This is a genomic window from Pantoea sp. KPR_PJ, from assembly GCF_041386365.1.
Lineage (GTDB): Bacteria > Pseudomonadota > Gammaproteobacteria > Enterobacterales > Enterobacteriaceae > Pantoea.
Window position 1 is genome coordinate 616,567 of the sequence record NZ_JABMIK010000002.1, and the last position, 14,920, is coordinate 631,486.

Annotated in this window: 15 protein-coding genes; 4 read left to right on the forward strand and 11 right to left on the reverse strand. The window is 57.3% G+C overall.

The window, feature by feature from the left end:
- Positions 1 to 31: 31 nt before the first annotated feature.
- On the forward strand, positions 32 to 535 hold the full coding sequence (gene crr, locus HP564_RS07590) for a PTS glucose transporter subunit IIA (RefSeq protein ID WP_033753703.1): 504 nt from the start codon (positions 32 to 34) through the stop codon (positions 533 to 535).
- Between the two features lie 57 nt (positions 536 to 592).
- Here crr and HP564_RS07595 read toward each other — a convergent pair whose 3' ends face one another.
- The 10 genes from HP564_RS07595 to HP564_RS07640 form a co-directional block, all read right to left on the reverse strand.
- Positions 593 to 1,957 carry an ATP-binding protein gene (locus HP564_RS07595; protein ID WP_371241689.1) on the reverse strand — a complete coding sequence of 455 codons (1,365 nt, stop codon included), beginning with the start codon at positions 1,955 to 1,957 and terminating at the stop codon, positions 593 to 595.
- Positions 1,954 to 2,634 carry a response regulator transcription factor gene (locus tag HP564_RS07600; protein ID WP_371241691.1) on the reverse strand — a complete coding sequence of 227 codons (681 nt, stop codon included), beginning with the start codon at positions 2,632 to 2,634 and terminating at the stop codon, positions 1,954 to 1,956. The genes HP564_RS07595 and HP564_RS07600 overlap by 4 nt, the downstream gene beginning before the upstream one ends.
- 152 nt (positions 2,635 to 2,786) lie before the next feature.
- On the reverse strand, positions 2,787 to 3,668 hold the full coding sequence (cysM, locus tag HP564_RS07605; RefSeq protein ID WP_371241693.1) for a cysteine synthase CysM: 882 nt from the start codon (positions 3,666 to 3,668) through the stop codon (positions 2,787 to 2,789).
- Between the two features lie 75 nt (positions 3,669 to 3,743).
- On the reverse strand, positions 3,744 to 4,832 hold the full coding sequence (cysA, locus tag HP564_RS07610) for a sulfate/thiosulfate ABC transporter ATP-binding protein CysA (protein WP_371241695.1): 1,089 nt from the start codon (positions 4,830 to 4,832) through the stop codon (positions 3,744 to 3,746).
- Positions 4,822 to 5,697, reverse strand: a complete 876-nt coding sequence (gene cysW, locus HP564_RS07615) for a sulfate/thiosulfate ABC transporter permease CysW (protein WP_371241697.1) — start codon at positions 5,695 to 5,697, stop codon at positions 4,822 to 4,824. The genes cysA and cysW overlap by 11 nt, the downstream gene beginning before the upstream one ends.
- A complete protein-coding gene (gene cysT, locus HP564_RS07620; RefSeq protein ID WP_371241699.1) occupies positions 5,697 to 6,533 on the reverse strand; it encodes a sulfate/thiosulfate ABC transporter permease CysT in 837 nt (278 codons plus the stop codon). The genes cysW and cysT overlap by 1 nt, the downstream gene beginning before the upstream one ends.
- Positions 6,533 to 7,549, reverse strand: a complete 1,017-nt coding sequence (locus HP564_RS07625; RefSeq protein ID WP_371241701.1) for a sulfate ABC transporter substrate-binding protein — start codon at positions 7,547 to 7,549, stop codon at positions 6,533 to 6,535. Before HP564_RS07625 ends, cysT begins: the two co-directional genes overlap by 1 nt.
- Positions 7,550 to 7,727: 178 nt before the next feature.
- Complete coding sequence (locus HP564_RS07630; protein ID WP_371241703.1) at positions 7,728 to 8,345, reverse strand: RpoE-regulated lipoprotein; 618 nt, start codon at positions 8,343 to 8,345, stop codon at positions 7,728 to 7,730.
- Between the two features lie 64 nt (positions 8,346 to 8,409).
- Complete coding sequence (locus HP564_RS07635; RefSeq protein ID WP_371242018.1) at positions 8,410 to 8,871, reverse strand: DUF2919 domain-containing protein; 462 nt, start codon at positions 8,869 to 8,871, stop codon at positions 8,410 to 8,412.
- Positions 8,867 to 9,292, reverse strand: a complete 426-nt coding sequence (locus HP564_RS07640; RefSeq protein WP_371241705.1) for a GNAT family acetyltransferase — start codon at positions 9,290 to 9,292, stop codon at positions 8,867 to 8,869. Before HP564_RS07640 ends, HP564_RS07635 begins: the two co-directional genes overlap by 5 nt.
- A 197-nt stretch (positions 9,293 to 9,489) precedes the next feature.
- Here HP564_RS07640 and amiA point away from each other — a divergent pair, with 197 nt between their 5' ends.
- On the forward strand, positions 9,490 to 10,368 hold the full coding sequence (gene amiA, locus HP564_RS07645) for an N-acetylmuramoyl-L-alanine amidase AmiA (RefSeq protein ID WP_371241707.1): 879 nt from the start codon (positions 9,490 to 9,492) through the stop codon (positions 10,366 to 10,368).
- A 32-nt stretch (positions 10,369 to 10,400) separates the two neighbouring features.
- On the forward strand, positions 10,401 to 11,303 hold the full coding sequence (gene hemF, locus HP564_RS07650) for an oxygen-dependent coproporphyrinogen oxidase (protein WP_371241709.1): 903 nt from the start codon (positions 10,401 to 10,403) through the stop codon (positions 11,301 to 11,303).
- On the opposite strand, the gene maeB is transcribed toward hemF, so the two are convergent.
- Entirely contained in the window at positions 11,298 to 13,577 is a 2,280-nt protein-coding gene (maeB, locus tag HP564_RS07655; RefSeq protein WP_371241711.1) for an NADP-dependent oxaloacetate-decarboxylating malate dehydrogenase, read from the reverse strand. The two genes, hemF and maeB, sit on opposite strands and share 6 nt — an antisense overlap.
- A 370-nt stretch (positions 13,578 to 13,947) precedes the next feature.
- Here maeB and tal point away from each other — a divergent pair, with 370 nt between their 5' ends.
- A complete protein-coding gene (tal, locus tag HP564_RS07660; RefSeq protein WP_371241713.1) occupies positions 13,948 to 14,898 on the forward strand; it encodes a transaldolase in 951 nt (316 codons plus the stop codon).
- The last annotated feature ends 22 nt before the right edge of the window (positions 14,899 to 14,920 follow it).

The following is a 14,920-nucleotide window of genomic DNA, read 5'->3' on the forward strand; positions in this document are numbered from 1 at the left end:
CTGGCCCAACAATACTGTTTAGGAGAAGAATATGGGTTTTCTTGACAAGCTTTTTGGCAATAAATCAGAAAGCACATCTGGGACGATTGATATTGTTGCGCCTCTGTCAGGCGAGATCGTAAACATTGAAGACGTACCGGATGTGGTGTTTGCCGAGAAGATCGTCGGCGACGGTATTGCCATCAAACCAACCGGCAACAAAATGGTTGCGCCGGTTGATGGCACCATCGGTAAGATTTTTGAAACCAACCATGCGTTTTCAATCGAGTCTGACAATGGCATTGAACTGTTCGTACACTTTGGTATTGATACGGTTGAGCTGAAAGGTGAAGGCTTTAAACGTATCGCTGAAGAGGGACAGAAGGTCAAAAAAGGCGACGTGGTGATCGAGTTTGATCTGCCGCTGCTCGAAGAGAAAGCAAAATCTACGCTGACCCCGGTTGTTATCTCCAACATGGACGAGATCAAAGAGCTGGTTAAGCTCTCTGGTCAGGTAACGGTTGGCGAGACGCCGGTTATCCGTATCAAGAAGTAACGGATCCAGCAAACAACAACGGCACCCACTGGGTGCCGTTGTTGTTTCTGCGCAGCCTCAGCCTTGCTGCTGTAACTGCCAGCGCGGCAGGCGAATCGTCAGCTCCAGCCCCCCTTCCGGGCGATTCTCCGCATTCACCTCGCCATGATGCGCCAGCACTACCTTCCGCACGATGGCCAGCCCAAGGCCATAGCCCTTGCCCAGCAGCGGCGAGTTCACCCGTACGAAGGGATCGAAAATGCTGGAAAGTTTCTCTTCATCCACGCCCGGTCCCTGATCGCGCACGCGAATTGCCAGCCACTGCTGCTCAGCCGTTAATTCCACCTCGATATGCTGACCGGGCATAGAGAAACGCAGCGCATTACGCAGCACGTTCTCAACGCCGCGGCGAATCAGCTCGGCGTTGCCGCGCACGGTGAAGTCTGCACTTTCATCCACGCGTAAATCCACTTTAACGCCAGGAATCTGCGCCTCATAGCGCACATCGGTAACCACGGCCTGCACCAGGCCAGTCAGATCAAAATATTGTTCGTCCGGCATGCTTTCATACCCGGCGCGCGACAGCGTCAGCAGCTCGCCGATCATCTTGTCCAGCCGCCGAGCCTCTTCATCAATGCGATCCAGAGAAGCATTAACGCTCTCTGGCGTCTGACGTGCCAGCCCGGTCGCCAGCTGCAATCGCGCCAGCGGCGAACGCAGTTCATGTGAAATATCGTGCAGCAGCTCTTCACGCGCGCGCACCAGCGTATCCAGTCGCTCTACCATGGCATCAAAAGCTTCAGCTACGCTGGAAAGCTCGTCATGCCGCTTGCGCATCATGGGATAGAGACGCACGCTGAGATCGCCATTAGATACGCGTGAAAACCCTTCGCGTAGCTGGCGCATCGGTCGCGTCAGGTTCCACGCCAGCAACAGGCTGAACAGCAGCCCTACCGACCCTGCAAACATAAACATTGGCTCGGGAATATTCAGGATGCGGCGAGGCCTGTTCATTCCCAGTGAACTGTCTTTACGCAGGCCCTTGACGTTGTAGCGCAGTTCATACTCCTTACCGTCCGCGCCCTTCACCCAGCGCACAATCACGTCCGGAAATTTCTTCTGAAACGCAGGGCTAAAGGTTTCTGGCAGTGTCTCAGAGTTGGCCGGGCGCGCATGCTGAATGACAGAGAAGAACTGGCGATCGTTTGGCTCCCAGTCCGCCATCATGTCGTCCAGAGAACTGAGGCCACCGCGCTCCAGTACCGAAACGGCGGAGGCCATCTGTAAATTGACAATGCGGCGAGTGGCGACAATCTCCGGTGGCTCATGGCGATTACCGCCCAGCGTAAAGCCCAGCCAGAGCAGCTGGCTGATAATAATGAACACAATCCAGAAGCCGATAAGGATCTTCCAGAACATGCGGCCGCGATAATTTTGCCTCATCGAATGCGATAACCGATGCTGCGTACCGTTTCAATGTTAACGCTGTCGGCGGTAAGCGCGGCCAGCTTCTGGCGAATATTGCTGATATGAACATCCACGCTGCGGTCATAGGCTTCACGCGGGCGACCTAACCCTTTTTCCGACAGCTCATCTTTCGAGACCACGCGGTCCGGTGAGCGCATCAGCAGATCCAGCAGGTTAAACTCTGAGGCGGTCAGATCAAACGTTTTGCCCTGCCATTCAGTGATACGCGTAGCGGGATTGAGCGTCAGCTCGCCCCATCGCAGCATCTCCTTTTTGTCCGGCTGCGGTGCCTGCTCCTCGAAGCGCCGCAGCACAGCTCGCAGCCGCGCAACCAGCTCGCGTGGATAGCAGGGTTTAGGCATATAATCGTCTGCCCCCATCTCCAGCCCAATCACGCGGTCAATATTGTCGCCTTTGGCGGTCAGCATAATTACCGGTAACCGGCTGTTCTGCCGTACCTGACGCAGCACGTCAATACCGCTCATATCCGGCAGCATAATATCGAGGATCATTGCGGTGTAGTGGCCCGAAAGCGCCCCTTCGATACCCGCGCTGCCTGTTAAAACCAGCTGGGTTTCAAAGCCTTCTGCAATAAGGTACTGGCTGAGCATAGTTCCCAGTTCCAGATCGTCATCAACTAACAAAATTTTCATGGTGTTCTCTCGCCTGAATTGCCGCTATTTTGGCCTGAGCGAGCGCCGGACGCAGCCAGTTTTACGCGTTCCTTACAGACCCCGCGTCAGGCGATACTCCAGATGACTATAGACAAAAGCGGTCCAGCCGTCTGGACCGAGACAGAGAGGCGTTACTGATAAACGCCCGTAGAGAGATAACGATCGCCACGATCGCAGACGATAGCCACAATCACGCTGCCAGGCTGCGCCCGGGCGATACGCAGCGCACCCGCCACGGCACCGCCGGAACTGACGCCGCAGAAGATGCCTTCGCGCCGCGCCAGCGCACGCATCGTCTCTTCTGCTTCACGCTGTCCCATATCGATCACCTCATCTACCAGCTCGGGCCGATAGATGCCCGGCAGGTAGGCCTGGTGCCAGCGGCGGATACCTGGAATGGCACTGCCCTCCTCCGGTTGCAGACCGACAATTTTTACGCTGTCGCTTTGCTCTTTGAGATAGCGACCCACACCGGTAATCGTGCCGGTGGTGCCCATACTGGAAACAAAGTGGGTGAGGCGTCCGGCGCTCTGCTGCCAGATTTCCGGGCCGGTTGTCTGGTAATGTCCCAGCGGATTATCAGGGTTGTTGAACTGGTCAAGCACACGCCCTTCCCCGCGTGCCATCATGCTCAGTGCCAGGTCGCGCGCGCCCTCCATGCCAAGTTCACGACTTACCAGCACCAGCTCCGCACCGTAGGCGCGCATGGCGTCCTGCCGCTCCTTACTCATATTGTCGGGCATCAGCAGCCGAAGCGCATAGCCTTTCATCGCGGCGATCATCGCCAGCGCAATGCCGGTGTTGCCGCTGGTCGCTTCAATCAGGCGATCGCCCGGCGCGATCTCGCCGCGCAGCTCAGCCTGATGGATCATCGACCAGGCAGCGCGGTCTTTGACCGAGCCAGCGGGATTGTTGCCTTCCAGCTTCAGCCAGATTTCACTGCCGTTGGCAGGCGTCAGGCGCTGGAGTGTGATCAGCGGCGTATTACCGATAGTGTTGTGCAGAGTGGTCAAGATGCGTTTCCCGGCGAGCAAAGCGAGCAAAAAAAGGGGCGGATGTTATTCCGCCCGCTGTCGCGTGAGAAAATATCAGGCGCTTTCGGCAAAGGCAACTGCGCGCAGCGGCGTGGTCCCCTGATAGAGCCGTGCCTGCTGCAGTCCCACAAACAGACGCTCACCGCGCACCGGTGCGCTTCTGTCACCCTCAAATACCAGTGAAAAAGGCTCGCTCTGCCAGCCGGTCGGCTGTACCACCAGCTGCCAGAAATGGCCGCGCGGGCTCACTTCCAGAATTTGCACCGGCAGCGGTGTCTCCAGGCTGCTCTGGCGGGAAACGTCAATCTCCCACGGACGCAGGAACAGCTCGACTGCGCCCTGATGCGCTGGCGTATAGCCCAGCGGCCAGTGATGCGCCCCCACATGGAACTGCGAGCCGTGGATCTCGCCGTCGAAGCGGTTGACCTCGCCAAGGAACTCCAGCACGAAACGCGTGGCAGGATCGCGCCAGACCTCGTCCGGGGTGCCCACCTGTTCGATATTGCCCTGGCTCATCACCACCACGCTATCGGCCACTTCCATCGCCTCTTCCTGATCGTGCGTGACGAATACGCTGGTGAATTTCAGCTCTTCGTGCAGCTGGCGCAGCCAGCGACGCAGCTCCTTACGCACCTGCGCATCGAGTGCACCAAACGGCTCGTCGAGCAACAGGATTTGGGGTTCAACCGCCAGCGCGCGAGCCAGCGCGACGCGCTGCTTCTGGCCACCCGACAGCTGTGCCGGGAAACGGTTCGCCAGATGCGCCAGCTGCACCATTTCCAGCAGACGCGTTACGCGCTGTTTAATTTCCGCAGAGGAAGGACGTTCGCGGCGCGGCAGTACCGTCAGGCCAAAAGCGATATTGTCAAACACCGTCATATGACGGAATAACGCATAGTGCTGGAACACAAAGCCTACCTGACGGTCGCGGGCGTGCAGCGTGCTGACGTCTTTGCCGTGAAAGCGAATCTGTCCGCTGTTCTGATGTTCCAGTCCGGCGATAATACGCAGCAGCGTCGTTTTTCCGGAGCCCGAGGGGCCCAGCAGCGCCACCATCTGGCCAGAAGGAATATCCAGAGAGATATCGTTCAATACCGGGGTGCGGCCGAAAGATTTATTGATCTGCTTAATCTCAATGCTCATGGTTTTCCTCCTGTTGCAGGCGATGCTGCTGTTGCTCTAAACGCCACTGCAACACGCTTTTCAGAAACAGTGTCACGATTGCCATCAGGGTCAGCAGCGCGGCAGCGGTAAATGCCCCAACCACGTTGTAATCCTGATGCAGTAATTCAACCTGAAGCGGCAACGTATAGGTTTCGCCGCGTATCGATCCCGACACCACCGAGACCGCGCCAAACTCACCGAGGGTACGCGCGTTGGTCAGCACCACGCCGTACAGCATCGCCCAGCGAATGTTTGGCAGCGTGACGCGGCGGAACATCTGCCAGCCGGATGCGCCAAGCAGCACCGCGGCCTCATCTTCCTGGCTACCCTGACTCAGCATCACCGGCACCAGCTCACGTACAACAAAGGGACAGGTAACGAAAACAGTGGCCAGCACCATGCCCGGCCAGGCGAACATTACCTGAATATTATGCGCGTCCAGCCAGCTGCCGGCGGGTCCGTTAACGCCCCAGAACAGCAGGTACATCAGACCAGCCACTACAGGCGATACCGCGAACGGAATATCGAACAACGTCAGCAGCAGCTGGCGGCCAGGGAAAGTAAAGCGCGTCACCAGCCAGGCCAGCAGCGTGCCGAACACCAGATTCACCGGCACGGTGATCAGCGCCACCAGCACCGTTAACCAGATCGCGTGCAGCATGTCGCTGTCGGCCAGATTCTGGAAGGTTACGCCCAGCCCCATCTTTAACGCTTCGTAGAAGATAGAGACCATTGGCACCACCAGCAGCAGCAGTGAGAAGAGCACGCCAATGCCAATCAGCAGCCACTTGCTCCAGTTCACCGGCTGACGATCGGCCGCGTTAAGGTGAGAAATATCCGCCATTAGTGGCCTCCCAGTCGACGGCCAAAGCGGCTCTGCAGTGTATTAATCGCGAACAGCAGTACCAGCGATGCAGCCAGGATCACTGAGGCGATAGCGCTGGCCGCCGGATAATCGAACTCCTGCAGGCGCACAAAAATCATCAGCGAGGTCACTTCCGTTTTCCAGGCGATATTACCGGCGATAAAAATCACCGCGCCAAATTCGCCAATGCTGCGGGTAAAGGAGAGTGCCGTGCCCGCCAGCAGCGCAGGCGCCACCTCTGGCAATACCACGCGGCGGAAGCTCTGCCACGGCGTCGCCCCTAACGTTTGTGCCGCCTCTTCATATTCCGGACCCAGCTCTTCCAGAACCGGCTGGACGGTACGTACCACAAAAGGAATGCTGGTAAACGCCATGGCAACGGCGATACCGAGCCAGGTGTAGGAAATTTTGATGCCGAACGCGTGGTAAATCCACTCGCCGTACCAGCCGTTCACCGAGAAGAGGCCAGCCAGCGTCAGGCCCGCAACGGCCGTTGGCAGCGCAAAGGGCAGATCAACCAGACCATCCAGCAGCGTGCGCCCCGGAAAACGATAGCGCGTTAAAATCCACGCCATAATCATGCCGAATACAGCGTTAAACAGCGATGCCACGCCAGCTGAAAGCAGCGTCACCTTATAGGCCGCCACCAGCTGCGGATTGCTGATCACTTCCCAGTACTGGGCCAGCGTCATCTGTGACAGCTGCATCAGCAGCGCGCTGATCGGCAACAGCAGAATCAAACAGGTAAACAGCAGGCTGGTTCCCAGGCTGAGACCAAAGCCGGGCAAGACGCGTTTTTGACTCAAGGCAAACATTATCCACGCCCCGCTGATAACAGTTGATCCAGCTCACCGCCGCTGGCGAAGTGCGTCTTCATGACCTTATCCCAGCCACCAAACTGATCTTCAACACGGAACAGCTGCGTTTGCGGGAAGCGCGCTTTGTGCTCGCTCATCAGCTGCGCATTATTGACGCGGTAATAGAAGCTGGTAATGATTTGCTGCGCCTGGGGCGTATAGAGATAGTTGAGATAAGCTTTTGCCGCGTCGGCGGTATGGTTGTGCTCGACGTTTTTATCCACCCAGGCCACCGGGAATTCCGCGAGAATGTCGCTCTTCGGCACCACCACCTCATACTCATCTTTGCCGTACTGGTTGCGGATATTGTTCACTTCCGATTCAAAACTTATCAGCACGTCGCCCAGACCGCGCTCAGCGAAAGTCGTGGTGGCGCCGCGTCCGCCGGTATCAAACACCTCAACGTTCTTCAGAAACTTTGCCATAAAGGCGCGCGTTTTTGCCTCGTCACCGCCGTTGGCTTTGCTGGTTGCGCCCCACGCTGCCAGCCAGGTATAGCGGCCGTTGCCTGAGGTTTTGGGATTAGGGAAAACCAGTTTGACGTTGTCACGGCCCAGATCGGCCCAGTCGTGAATCTGCTTTGGATTGCCTTTGCGCACCAGAAACGCCATGGTGGAGTAAAATGGCGAACTGTTGTTGGGCAGACGGCTTTGCCAGTCAGCAGCGATCAGATTGCCTTTATCGTGCAGCACCTGAACATCAGTGACCTGATTGTAGGTGACAACATCGGCACGCAGCCCCTGCAGGATCGCCAGCGCCTGTTTAGAAGAACCGGCGTGGGACATTTTAATGGTGAGCTTGTCGTCAGGATGGCTGGCATCCCATTGCTTCTCAAATGGCGCATTCAAGGCGGCAAACAGCTCGCGTGCGACATCATACGAGCTGTTAAGCAGTTCGGTGGCATTCGCCGCGCCCGCAAGGCTAAGCGACAAGGCAATACCGCCAACGATATTTTTCATCGTTCTTATGGTCATTGGGCACCCTGAGAAAACATGAGATCCGGCTCACGCCAGCCGTTTGCCCAGTGTATTTATAACCCCGTGAAAAGCAGTAGCGGTTTTATATATCGTTTGATGATTTCAAAGTCGAAAATGGCATAAGCCACTGCAAGAGTTTATGCGCCAGCCGAAAAAGGGGCTGACGCAAATGCCCTTAGCGCTGCCAGATAATTTTGCTTAATTTCCAGCTTTTCAGCACATCATCAGAAGGCATCAGCCCGTCCGGGCCGTGCCAGTCGCCGCTGTAGACATAGGAGAGGTGCTGGCTACCGGGCGCGCGGCATTCAACGTCATGGCGATTAACGCTCCCTGCCAGCTTACAGTTATTGAAGGCTTTGCTGAATTTGTCGCTAAAGGCGTCGCCGATTTTACTACCATCCTGCGCGGCGATAGCGCTGTCCATGACGTCAATGCGCTCAACACTGCTGCGACCGCTGATCTGGAGTTTAACCTGCCCCTCGTCCAGCGCTTGCCAGAAGGCCACTACCTCACCGTTTTCGCTGCGCATTCCCTGACGAAGCTTATAGTTGCCGTCTAAGCCGTCGCTAATTGCGCTTTCGCTCATGGCCGTCGTGCTGCCTACCCCACCGACGCCCTGCTCGGTTGCCGTCAGTGAAGAGCCAAACCAGTTCCACGGTAGCGCCGATGACCAGTGATAGCTCAGCGGGTTATACCAGTTGACTGTCGAATCAGATGAGGTCGCAGAGCCGGAACTGGCGCAGCCGCTCAGCAGCGCGGCCGCCACCAGCAGTGAATAAGGTAAAGCTTTCATTAAAACTCCTGTTAATCCTGTGCCGGACGGCAGAACTCTTTGGAGTCGTCCGGCGCAAAAAAGTTTATTCCGCCAGCTGATGTTCCGGCAGAAAGCAGTCGCGCAGCCTGGCGTTGACCAGCAGCCACAGCAGTGCCAGGCCGTCAAACAGCGTCAGCAGCAGCGGCCACGGCGAAGCGAGCAGATCGCCAGAGACAAACGCCATGCCCTGCCACGCCAGGTTGATTGCCAGCGACAGCACCAGCACCCAGCGCCAGGCCTGCCACAGACGTGGCCAGCGTGCACGGTAGCCGGTCAGCAGCAGGCCGATCAGCGCGGGGGCGCCCAGCGCCAGCCCCAGCCAGAACGTCTGGCGATCGGGATAGAAAAGCCCCAGCAAATCGTTGCCCTGCTGACGCGATGCGCCCGCCATGACCAGCAGAAGCCAGGTGCGCGCCAGTAGCAGCAGGATCGGCCAAAAAAGAAACGGCAGCCGCAGCTGCCCTTTCGCATCATAGTCGTCCGGCAAATATTTCACCGTCTCAATACTCCCGGTCCTCGATCAGCCGCTTGCCGAGCAGTACGGAATCCACCGGCTCATATTCCAGCTTTTCGTAAAACGCCACCACCTGATCGTTCTCTTCACGCACCATCAGGTTTATTTTAGGACAGCCGCGTGCGATCAGTTTTTTCTCCAGCCGATTCATCAGCGCATTGGCAAAGCCACGTCCCTGATAATCGGGATGCACCGCCAGATAATAGGCGGAACCGCGATGGCCGTCATAACCGCCCATCAGCGTCCCGACCACCTCGCCACCCACTTCCGCTACCAGAAACAGATCCGCGTCATGATTCATCTTGCGCTCGATATCGAGTTCCGGATCGTTCCACGGACGTAACAAATCGCAACGCTCCCAGAGCGTCACCACCTCTTCAAAATCTTCCTGGCGGAAAGCGCGAATTTCCATTGTCTTTACCCTGCAATAAGCTCAATTCGCTGATTATCACGCATTCCTGGCCGGGCGCAACCCTGGTTAGCGCAGCGCATAACAAAAAGCGGTGATTTTTCTGTTAGCAACCTGACATACAAAGTAATGGCCTGAAAGGGTTCGTCTCTCGCGATACGTAAAACGTTACGATATAACACTGGGCACAATGACTATCAATGGGCCTGCATATGCAAAAACTCTCACTGCTCAAGCGTCTGACCAACCGTCGACAGCTGCTGCTCTCTGGCCTGGCGCTGGCCATTCTGTCGCCGCGCGCCATTCAGGCCAGGGAAGAAAATGCGCCGCTGCGCGCCAGTTCACGCCACGCAAAGCCTGCACCGCCGCAAAAAAACGGCAAGCGCATCGTGATGATCGACCCCGGCCACGGCGGCATTGACTCCGGTGCGGTGGGCAGCGAAGGCTCGGAAGAGAAGCATGTGGTGCTGGAGATCGCTGACACCGTGCGCCAGCTGCTGCAGGACCATCCCAGTATCGAGGTGCGGCTGACGCGCGACAGCGACCACTTTATTCCGCTTTACCAGCGCGTCGAAATTGCCCATCAGCACGGCGCAAATTTGTTTATGTCCATCCACGCCGATGGCTTTACCAGCCCTGAGGCCAGCGGTGCCTCCGTGTTCGCCCTGTCGAACCGCGGTGCGAGCAGCGCCATGGCGCGCTATTTGTCAGACAAGGAGAACGCGGCGGATAAGGTCGGTGGCGCGAAGGTCGAGCAGCAGGATCACTACCTGAATCAGATTTTGTTCGATCTGGTGCAGACCGATACCATCCGCAACAGCCTGACGCTGGGCAAGCACGTATTAGATCAAATCCGTCCCGTGCATCATCTGCACAGCGAACACACCGAACAGGCGGCGTTTGCCGTGCTGAAATCGCCCTCCATTCCCTCGGTGCTGGTCGAAACCTCTTTTATTACTAACCCGCGCGAAGAGAAGCTGCTTGGCACCACCGCGTTTCGCCGTACCATTGCAACGGCCATCGCGGGCGGCATTACCCGCTACTTCGATGAATACGATCGCCGCAATGGTCAGGTATAATCGCGCCACTTTCTTTACAATGAGCAAACGTCATGCCTGATATATCCCGCGTTAAAGCCTTTCTGCTGAGTCTGCAGGAGACAATCTGTAATCAACTGGCAGCGGCCGACGGCGGTGCGCAGTTTATCGAAGACAGCTGGCAACGTCCGGGCGGCGGTGGCGGTCGCAGCCGCGTGCTGCGCGACGGCGCGGTGTTTGAGCAGGCAGGCGTCAATTTTTCGCATGTTCACGGCGACCAGATGCCTGCCTCAGCGACGGCGCACCGCCCTGAGCTGGCAGGCCGCAGCTTTGAAGCGATGGGCGTGTCGCTGGTGATCCACCCACGCAGCCCCTATGTACCGACCAGCCATGCCAACGTACGTTTTTTTATCGCTGAAAAACCCGGTGCCGATCCGGTCTGGTGGTTTGGCGGAGGCTTCGATCTGACACCCTATTATGGCTTCAGCGAAGATGCCGTGCACTGGCACCAGACCGCGTTCGATCTCTGCCAGCCGTTCGGCGATGAGGTCTATCCGCGCTACAAAAAATGGTGCGACGACTACTTCTACCTGAAGCACCGCGATGAACAGCGCGGCATTGGCGGCATCTTTTTTGACGACCTCAACGCGCCCGATTTTGACACCAGCTTTAGTTTTATGCAGGCCGTGGGCAACGGATTCCTTGACGGCTATCTGCCGATTGTTGAGCGACGCAAGGCGCTGCCGTGGGGTGAGCGTGAGCGTCAGTTCCAGCTCTATCGCCGCGGCCGCTATGTCGAGTTCAACCTGGTGTGGGATCGCGGCACGCTGTTTGGTCTGCAAACCGGCGGCCGCACCGAATCGATTCTGATGTCGATGCCGCCGCTGGTACGCTGGGAATATGACTACCAGCCAGAGCCAGATTCGCCAGAAGCCGCGCTGACGCGCGACTTTTTACCGGTGCGCGACTGGCTATAGCGGCTGGGTTTGTGCCTCAACCACCGCCAGCGCCACCATATTGACGATGCGCCTGACCGAGGCGATGCGCGTCAGCACATGAACCGGTTTGCTGATGCCCATCAGCACCGGGCCGACGGTGACGCCCTCTGACGTAGAGACGCGCAGCAGGTTATAGCTGATACGCGCCGCCTCTACGTTAGGCATAATCAGCAGATTAGCCGCGCCCTTAAGCGGGCTGTCCGGCATCAGCTCGCGGCGAATACTCTCAATCAGCGCCGCGTCACCGTGCATTTCGCCATCCACCTCCAGATCCGGGGCGCGACGCTGAATTATCGCCAGCGCTTCGCGCATCTTGCACGCGCCCGGCGCGCTGGAGGTACCGAAACTCGAATGGGACAGCAGCGCCACGCGCGGCTCAATGCCGAAGCGGCGCACCGTTTCTGCGGCCAGCAGCGTCAGGTCGGCCAGCTGCTCCGCCGTTGGATCCTCGTTAACGTAGGTGTCGGTAATAAAGGTATTACCGCTGGGCAGCAGCAGCGCATTCATCGCGCCCGCCACCTTAACGTCGTCGCGCAACCCGAAAACCCTCTCCACCACGTCATAGTGCTCATGGTAGTCGCCAATGGTGCCGCAGATGAGCGCGTCCGCCTCACCGCGATGCACCATGATGGCCCCAATCAGCGTAGGATTCCCGATCACCGCGCGCTGCGCCTGCTCTGGCGTGACGCCGCGTCGCTTCATCATCTGATAATATTCGTTCCAGTACGCCTTGAAGCGCGGATCGGACTCGTTGTTCACCACGTCGAAATCTTTTCCCGCTTCAATTTTCAATCCCTGTTTTTGCAGGCGCATCGCTATCACGCTGGGGCGGCCAATCAGGATCGGCCGCGCCAGCCCGAGCGTAACCAGCTCCTGCGTCGCGTGCAGTACCCGGACCTCCTCGCCCTCTGCCAGTACCACACGCTTCGGTGCGTTGCGCGCCTGGGAAAAAATCGGCTTCATAAACAGATTGGTTTTATAGACGAACTCGGTGAGCTTCTCGCGGTAAGCGTCAAAATCAACAACAGGACGGGTGGCCACGCCAGAGTCCATGGCGGCGCGCGCAACTGCCGGGGCAATCTGCACAATCAGGCGCGGATCAAAGGGCTTGGGTATCAGATACTCTGGCCCAAAACAGAGATCCTGATCGTCATAGGCTGACGCCACCACATCGTTCTGCTCCGCCTGCGCCAGCGCAGCAATAGCCTGTACCGCCGCCAGCTTCATCTCCTCATTAATGCGGGTAGCCCCCACGTCGAGCGCACCGCGAAAGATAAAGGGAAAGCAGAGCACATTGTTGACCTGATTGGGAAAATCAGAGCGACCGGTGCAGATAATCGCATCGGGACGTACCGCCTTTGCCAGCGGCGGCATAATTTCCGGCTCGGGATTTGCCAGTGCCAGAATCAGCGGGTCACGCGCCATTTTTTTAACCATCTCTGGCGTCAGCACCCGCGGCCCGGAACAGCCGAGAAAGATATCCGCGTTTTCGATCACCTCATCCAGCCGGCGCGCGCCCGTGTCCTCGACGGCATACGCTGCTTTAGTGGGTGTCATATCCGGCTCGCGCTCGCGATAGATTACCCCTTTTGAGTCACATACCACGATATTGTGCTTTTGCATGCCGAGCGCGGTTAGCAGGTTCAGGCAGGCAATCGCCGACGCCCCTGCGCCTGAGACCACCAGCCGCACCTCACTCATCGCTTTACCAACCAGGCGTAATCCGTTGAGCACCGCCGCGGTGCAGATGATCGCTGTGCCGTGCTGGTCGTCGTGAAAAACCGGGATTTTCATGCGCTGACGCAGCTGCTGTTCGATGTAAAAACACTCCGGTGCCTTAATATCCTCAAGGTTAATTCCGCCAAAAGTTGGCTCCAGTGCGGCAATAACGTTGATCAGGCGGTCGGGATCCTGCTCATCAATTTCAATATCAAAGACATCAATTCCGGCAAACTTTTTAAACAGTACGCCCTTGCCTTCCATCACCGGTTTACCTGCCAGCGCGCCGATATTGCCCAGCCCCAGCACCGCGGTACCGTTAGAGATGACGGCGACCAGATTGCCGCGTGCGGTGTATTTATGGGCCGCCAGCGGATCCTCGGCGATAGCGAGACAGGGCGCGGCAACGCCCGGCGAATAGGCCAGCGCCAGATCGCGCTGGGTAGCAAGGGGTTTAGTCGGGGAAACCTGAATTTTGCCTGGCGTAGGATACTGATGAAAATCCAGCGCGCTCTGCTTGAATTGGTCGTCCATTGTCGGTTCCTTGATCAGCTTCTGTGCGCCAGCAGTATAAAAGTTAGCCAGCCAGGAAAACGTTGAGGCGATCGCGATAAAGCCGTTTCGCCTTCGGGGAAAGGCTGGGCGTAAAGTGCGGTTCCCCGGCAGAACCCCCCAGTTCTGCTAATCTTTGAGATGCGCGATTTTCGCCCTCCGGCTCGCTGACAGGATGTTGCAGCACGCTCTCCCTGTTTGACGTCACGCTGTTTTCGCCGTGCGGGGCCCCGATGAGTTCAACCCATCGTAATAATCAGAAAAAGAGTATTTTCATCACCGAACGCCTGATGCACTGTGTTGCAGGGTGAAATCATTCGCAATAAAGAATTGCTCATCAAGGAGTTAAAAGATGAACCAGCTAGACGCATTAAAACAGTTCACTACCGTCGTGGCGGACAGTGGCGATATTGAATCCATTCGCAGCTACCATCCCGAGGATGCCACCACTAACCCTTCACTGATTCTGAAAGCGTCAAGCCTGGAAGGCTACAAGCACCTGATCGACGACGCGGTTGACTATGCGAAGAAGCAAGGCGGCAGCAAAGAGACGCAGATCATCAACGCCAGTGACAAAGTGGCGATTAACCTCGGTATGGAGATCCTGAAAAGCATACCGGGCCGTGTTTCGACCGAAGTGGATGCGCGCCTCTCTTTCGATCGTGGCATGTGTGTGACCAAGGCGGAAAAACTGGTTCGCCTCTATGAAGAGCACGGTATCGACCGCTCACGCATTCTGATTAAGCTGGCGTCAACCTGGGAAGGGATTAAGGCGGCTGAGGAGCTGGAGAAAAACGGCATCCACTGTAACCTGACGCTGCTGTTTTCCTTCGCACAGGCACGTGCCTGTGCTGAAGCAGGTGTTTACCTTATCTCCCCCTTTGTGGGTCGTATTTATGACTGGTATAACAGCCGTAAGCCGCTGGATCCCTATGTGGTGGATGACGATCCGGGCGTGAAATCGGTGCGTCGCATTTATGACTACTACAAAAAGCACCGCTACAGCACCATCATCATGGGCGCGAGCTTCCGCAAGGTTGAACAGATTATCGCGCTGGCCGGCTGCGATCGTCTGACCATCTCCCCGAACCTGCTGGAAGAACTGCAAAACAGCGACGCGCCGGTTGAGCGCAAGCTGGAGCCGTCTACCGAAGGCTTCCACCAGCCCGCGTCGCTTTCTGAAGCCGAGTTCCGCTGGGAGCATAATCAGGATCCCATGGCGGTAGAGAAACTTTCCGACGGCATTCGCCAGTTTGCGGTCGATCAGCAGAAACTCGAGGATGTGCTGGCGGCACGCCTGTAGTTTTTGCCTGTTAAACTTCGTC

Bases quoted from the DNA above. Each gene is read 5' to 3' on its own strand.
- crr (WP_033753703.1), top strand. From the start codon at position 32: ATGGGTTTTCTTGACAAGCTTTTTGGCAATAAATCAGAAAGCACATCT.
- HP564_RS07595 (WP_371241689.1), bottom strand. From the start codon at position 1,957: ATGAGGCAAAATTATCGCGGCCGCATGTTCTGGAAGATCCTTATCGGC.
- HP564_RS07600 (WP_371241691.1), bottom strand. From the start codon at position 2,634: ATGAAAATTTTGTTAGTTGATGACGATCTGGAACTGGGAACTATGCTC.
- cysA (WP_371241695.1), bottom strand. From the start codon at position 4,832: ATGAGCATTGAGATTAAGCAGATCAATAAATCTTTCGGCCGCACCCCG.
- cysW (WP_371241697.1), bottom strand. From the start codon at position 5,697: ATGGCGGATATTTCTCACCTTAACGCGGCCGATCGTCAGCCGGTGAAC.
- cysT (WP_371241699.1), bottom strand. From the start codon at position 6,533: ATGTTTGCCTTGAGTCAAAAACGCGTCTTGCCCGGCTTTGGTCTCAGC.
- HP564_RS07625 (WP_371241701.1), bottom strand. From the start codon at position 7,549: ATGACCATAAGAACGATGAAAAATATCGTTGGCGGTATTGCCTTGTCG.
- HP564_RS07630 (WP_371241703.1), bottom strand. From the start codon at position 8,345: ATGAAAGCTTTACCTTATTCACTGCTGGTGGCGGCCGCGCTGCTGAGC.
- HP564_RS07640 (WP_371241705.1), bottom strand. From the start codon at position 9,292: ATGGAAATTCGCGCTTTCCGCCAGGAAGATTTTGAAGAGGTGGTGACG.
- amiA (WP_371241707.1), top strand. From the start codon at position 9,490: ATGGGCCTGCATATGCAAAAACTCTCACTGCTCAAGCGTCTGACCAAC.
- hemF (WP_371241709.1), top strand. From the start codon at position 10,401: ATGCCTGATATATCCCGCGTTAAAGCCTTTCTGCTGAGTCTGCAGGAG.
- maeB (WP_371241711.1), bottom strand. From the start codon at position 13,577: ATGGACGACCAATTCAAGCAGAGCGCGCTGGATTTTCATCAGTATCCT.
- tal (WP_371241713.1), top strand. From the start codon at position 13,948: ATGAACCAGCTAGACGCATTAAAACAGTTCACTACCGTCGTGGCGGAC.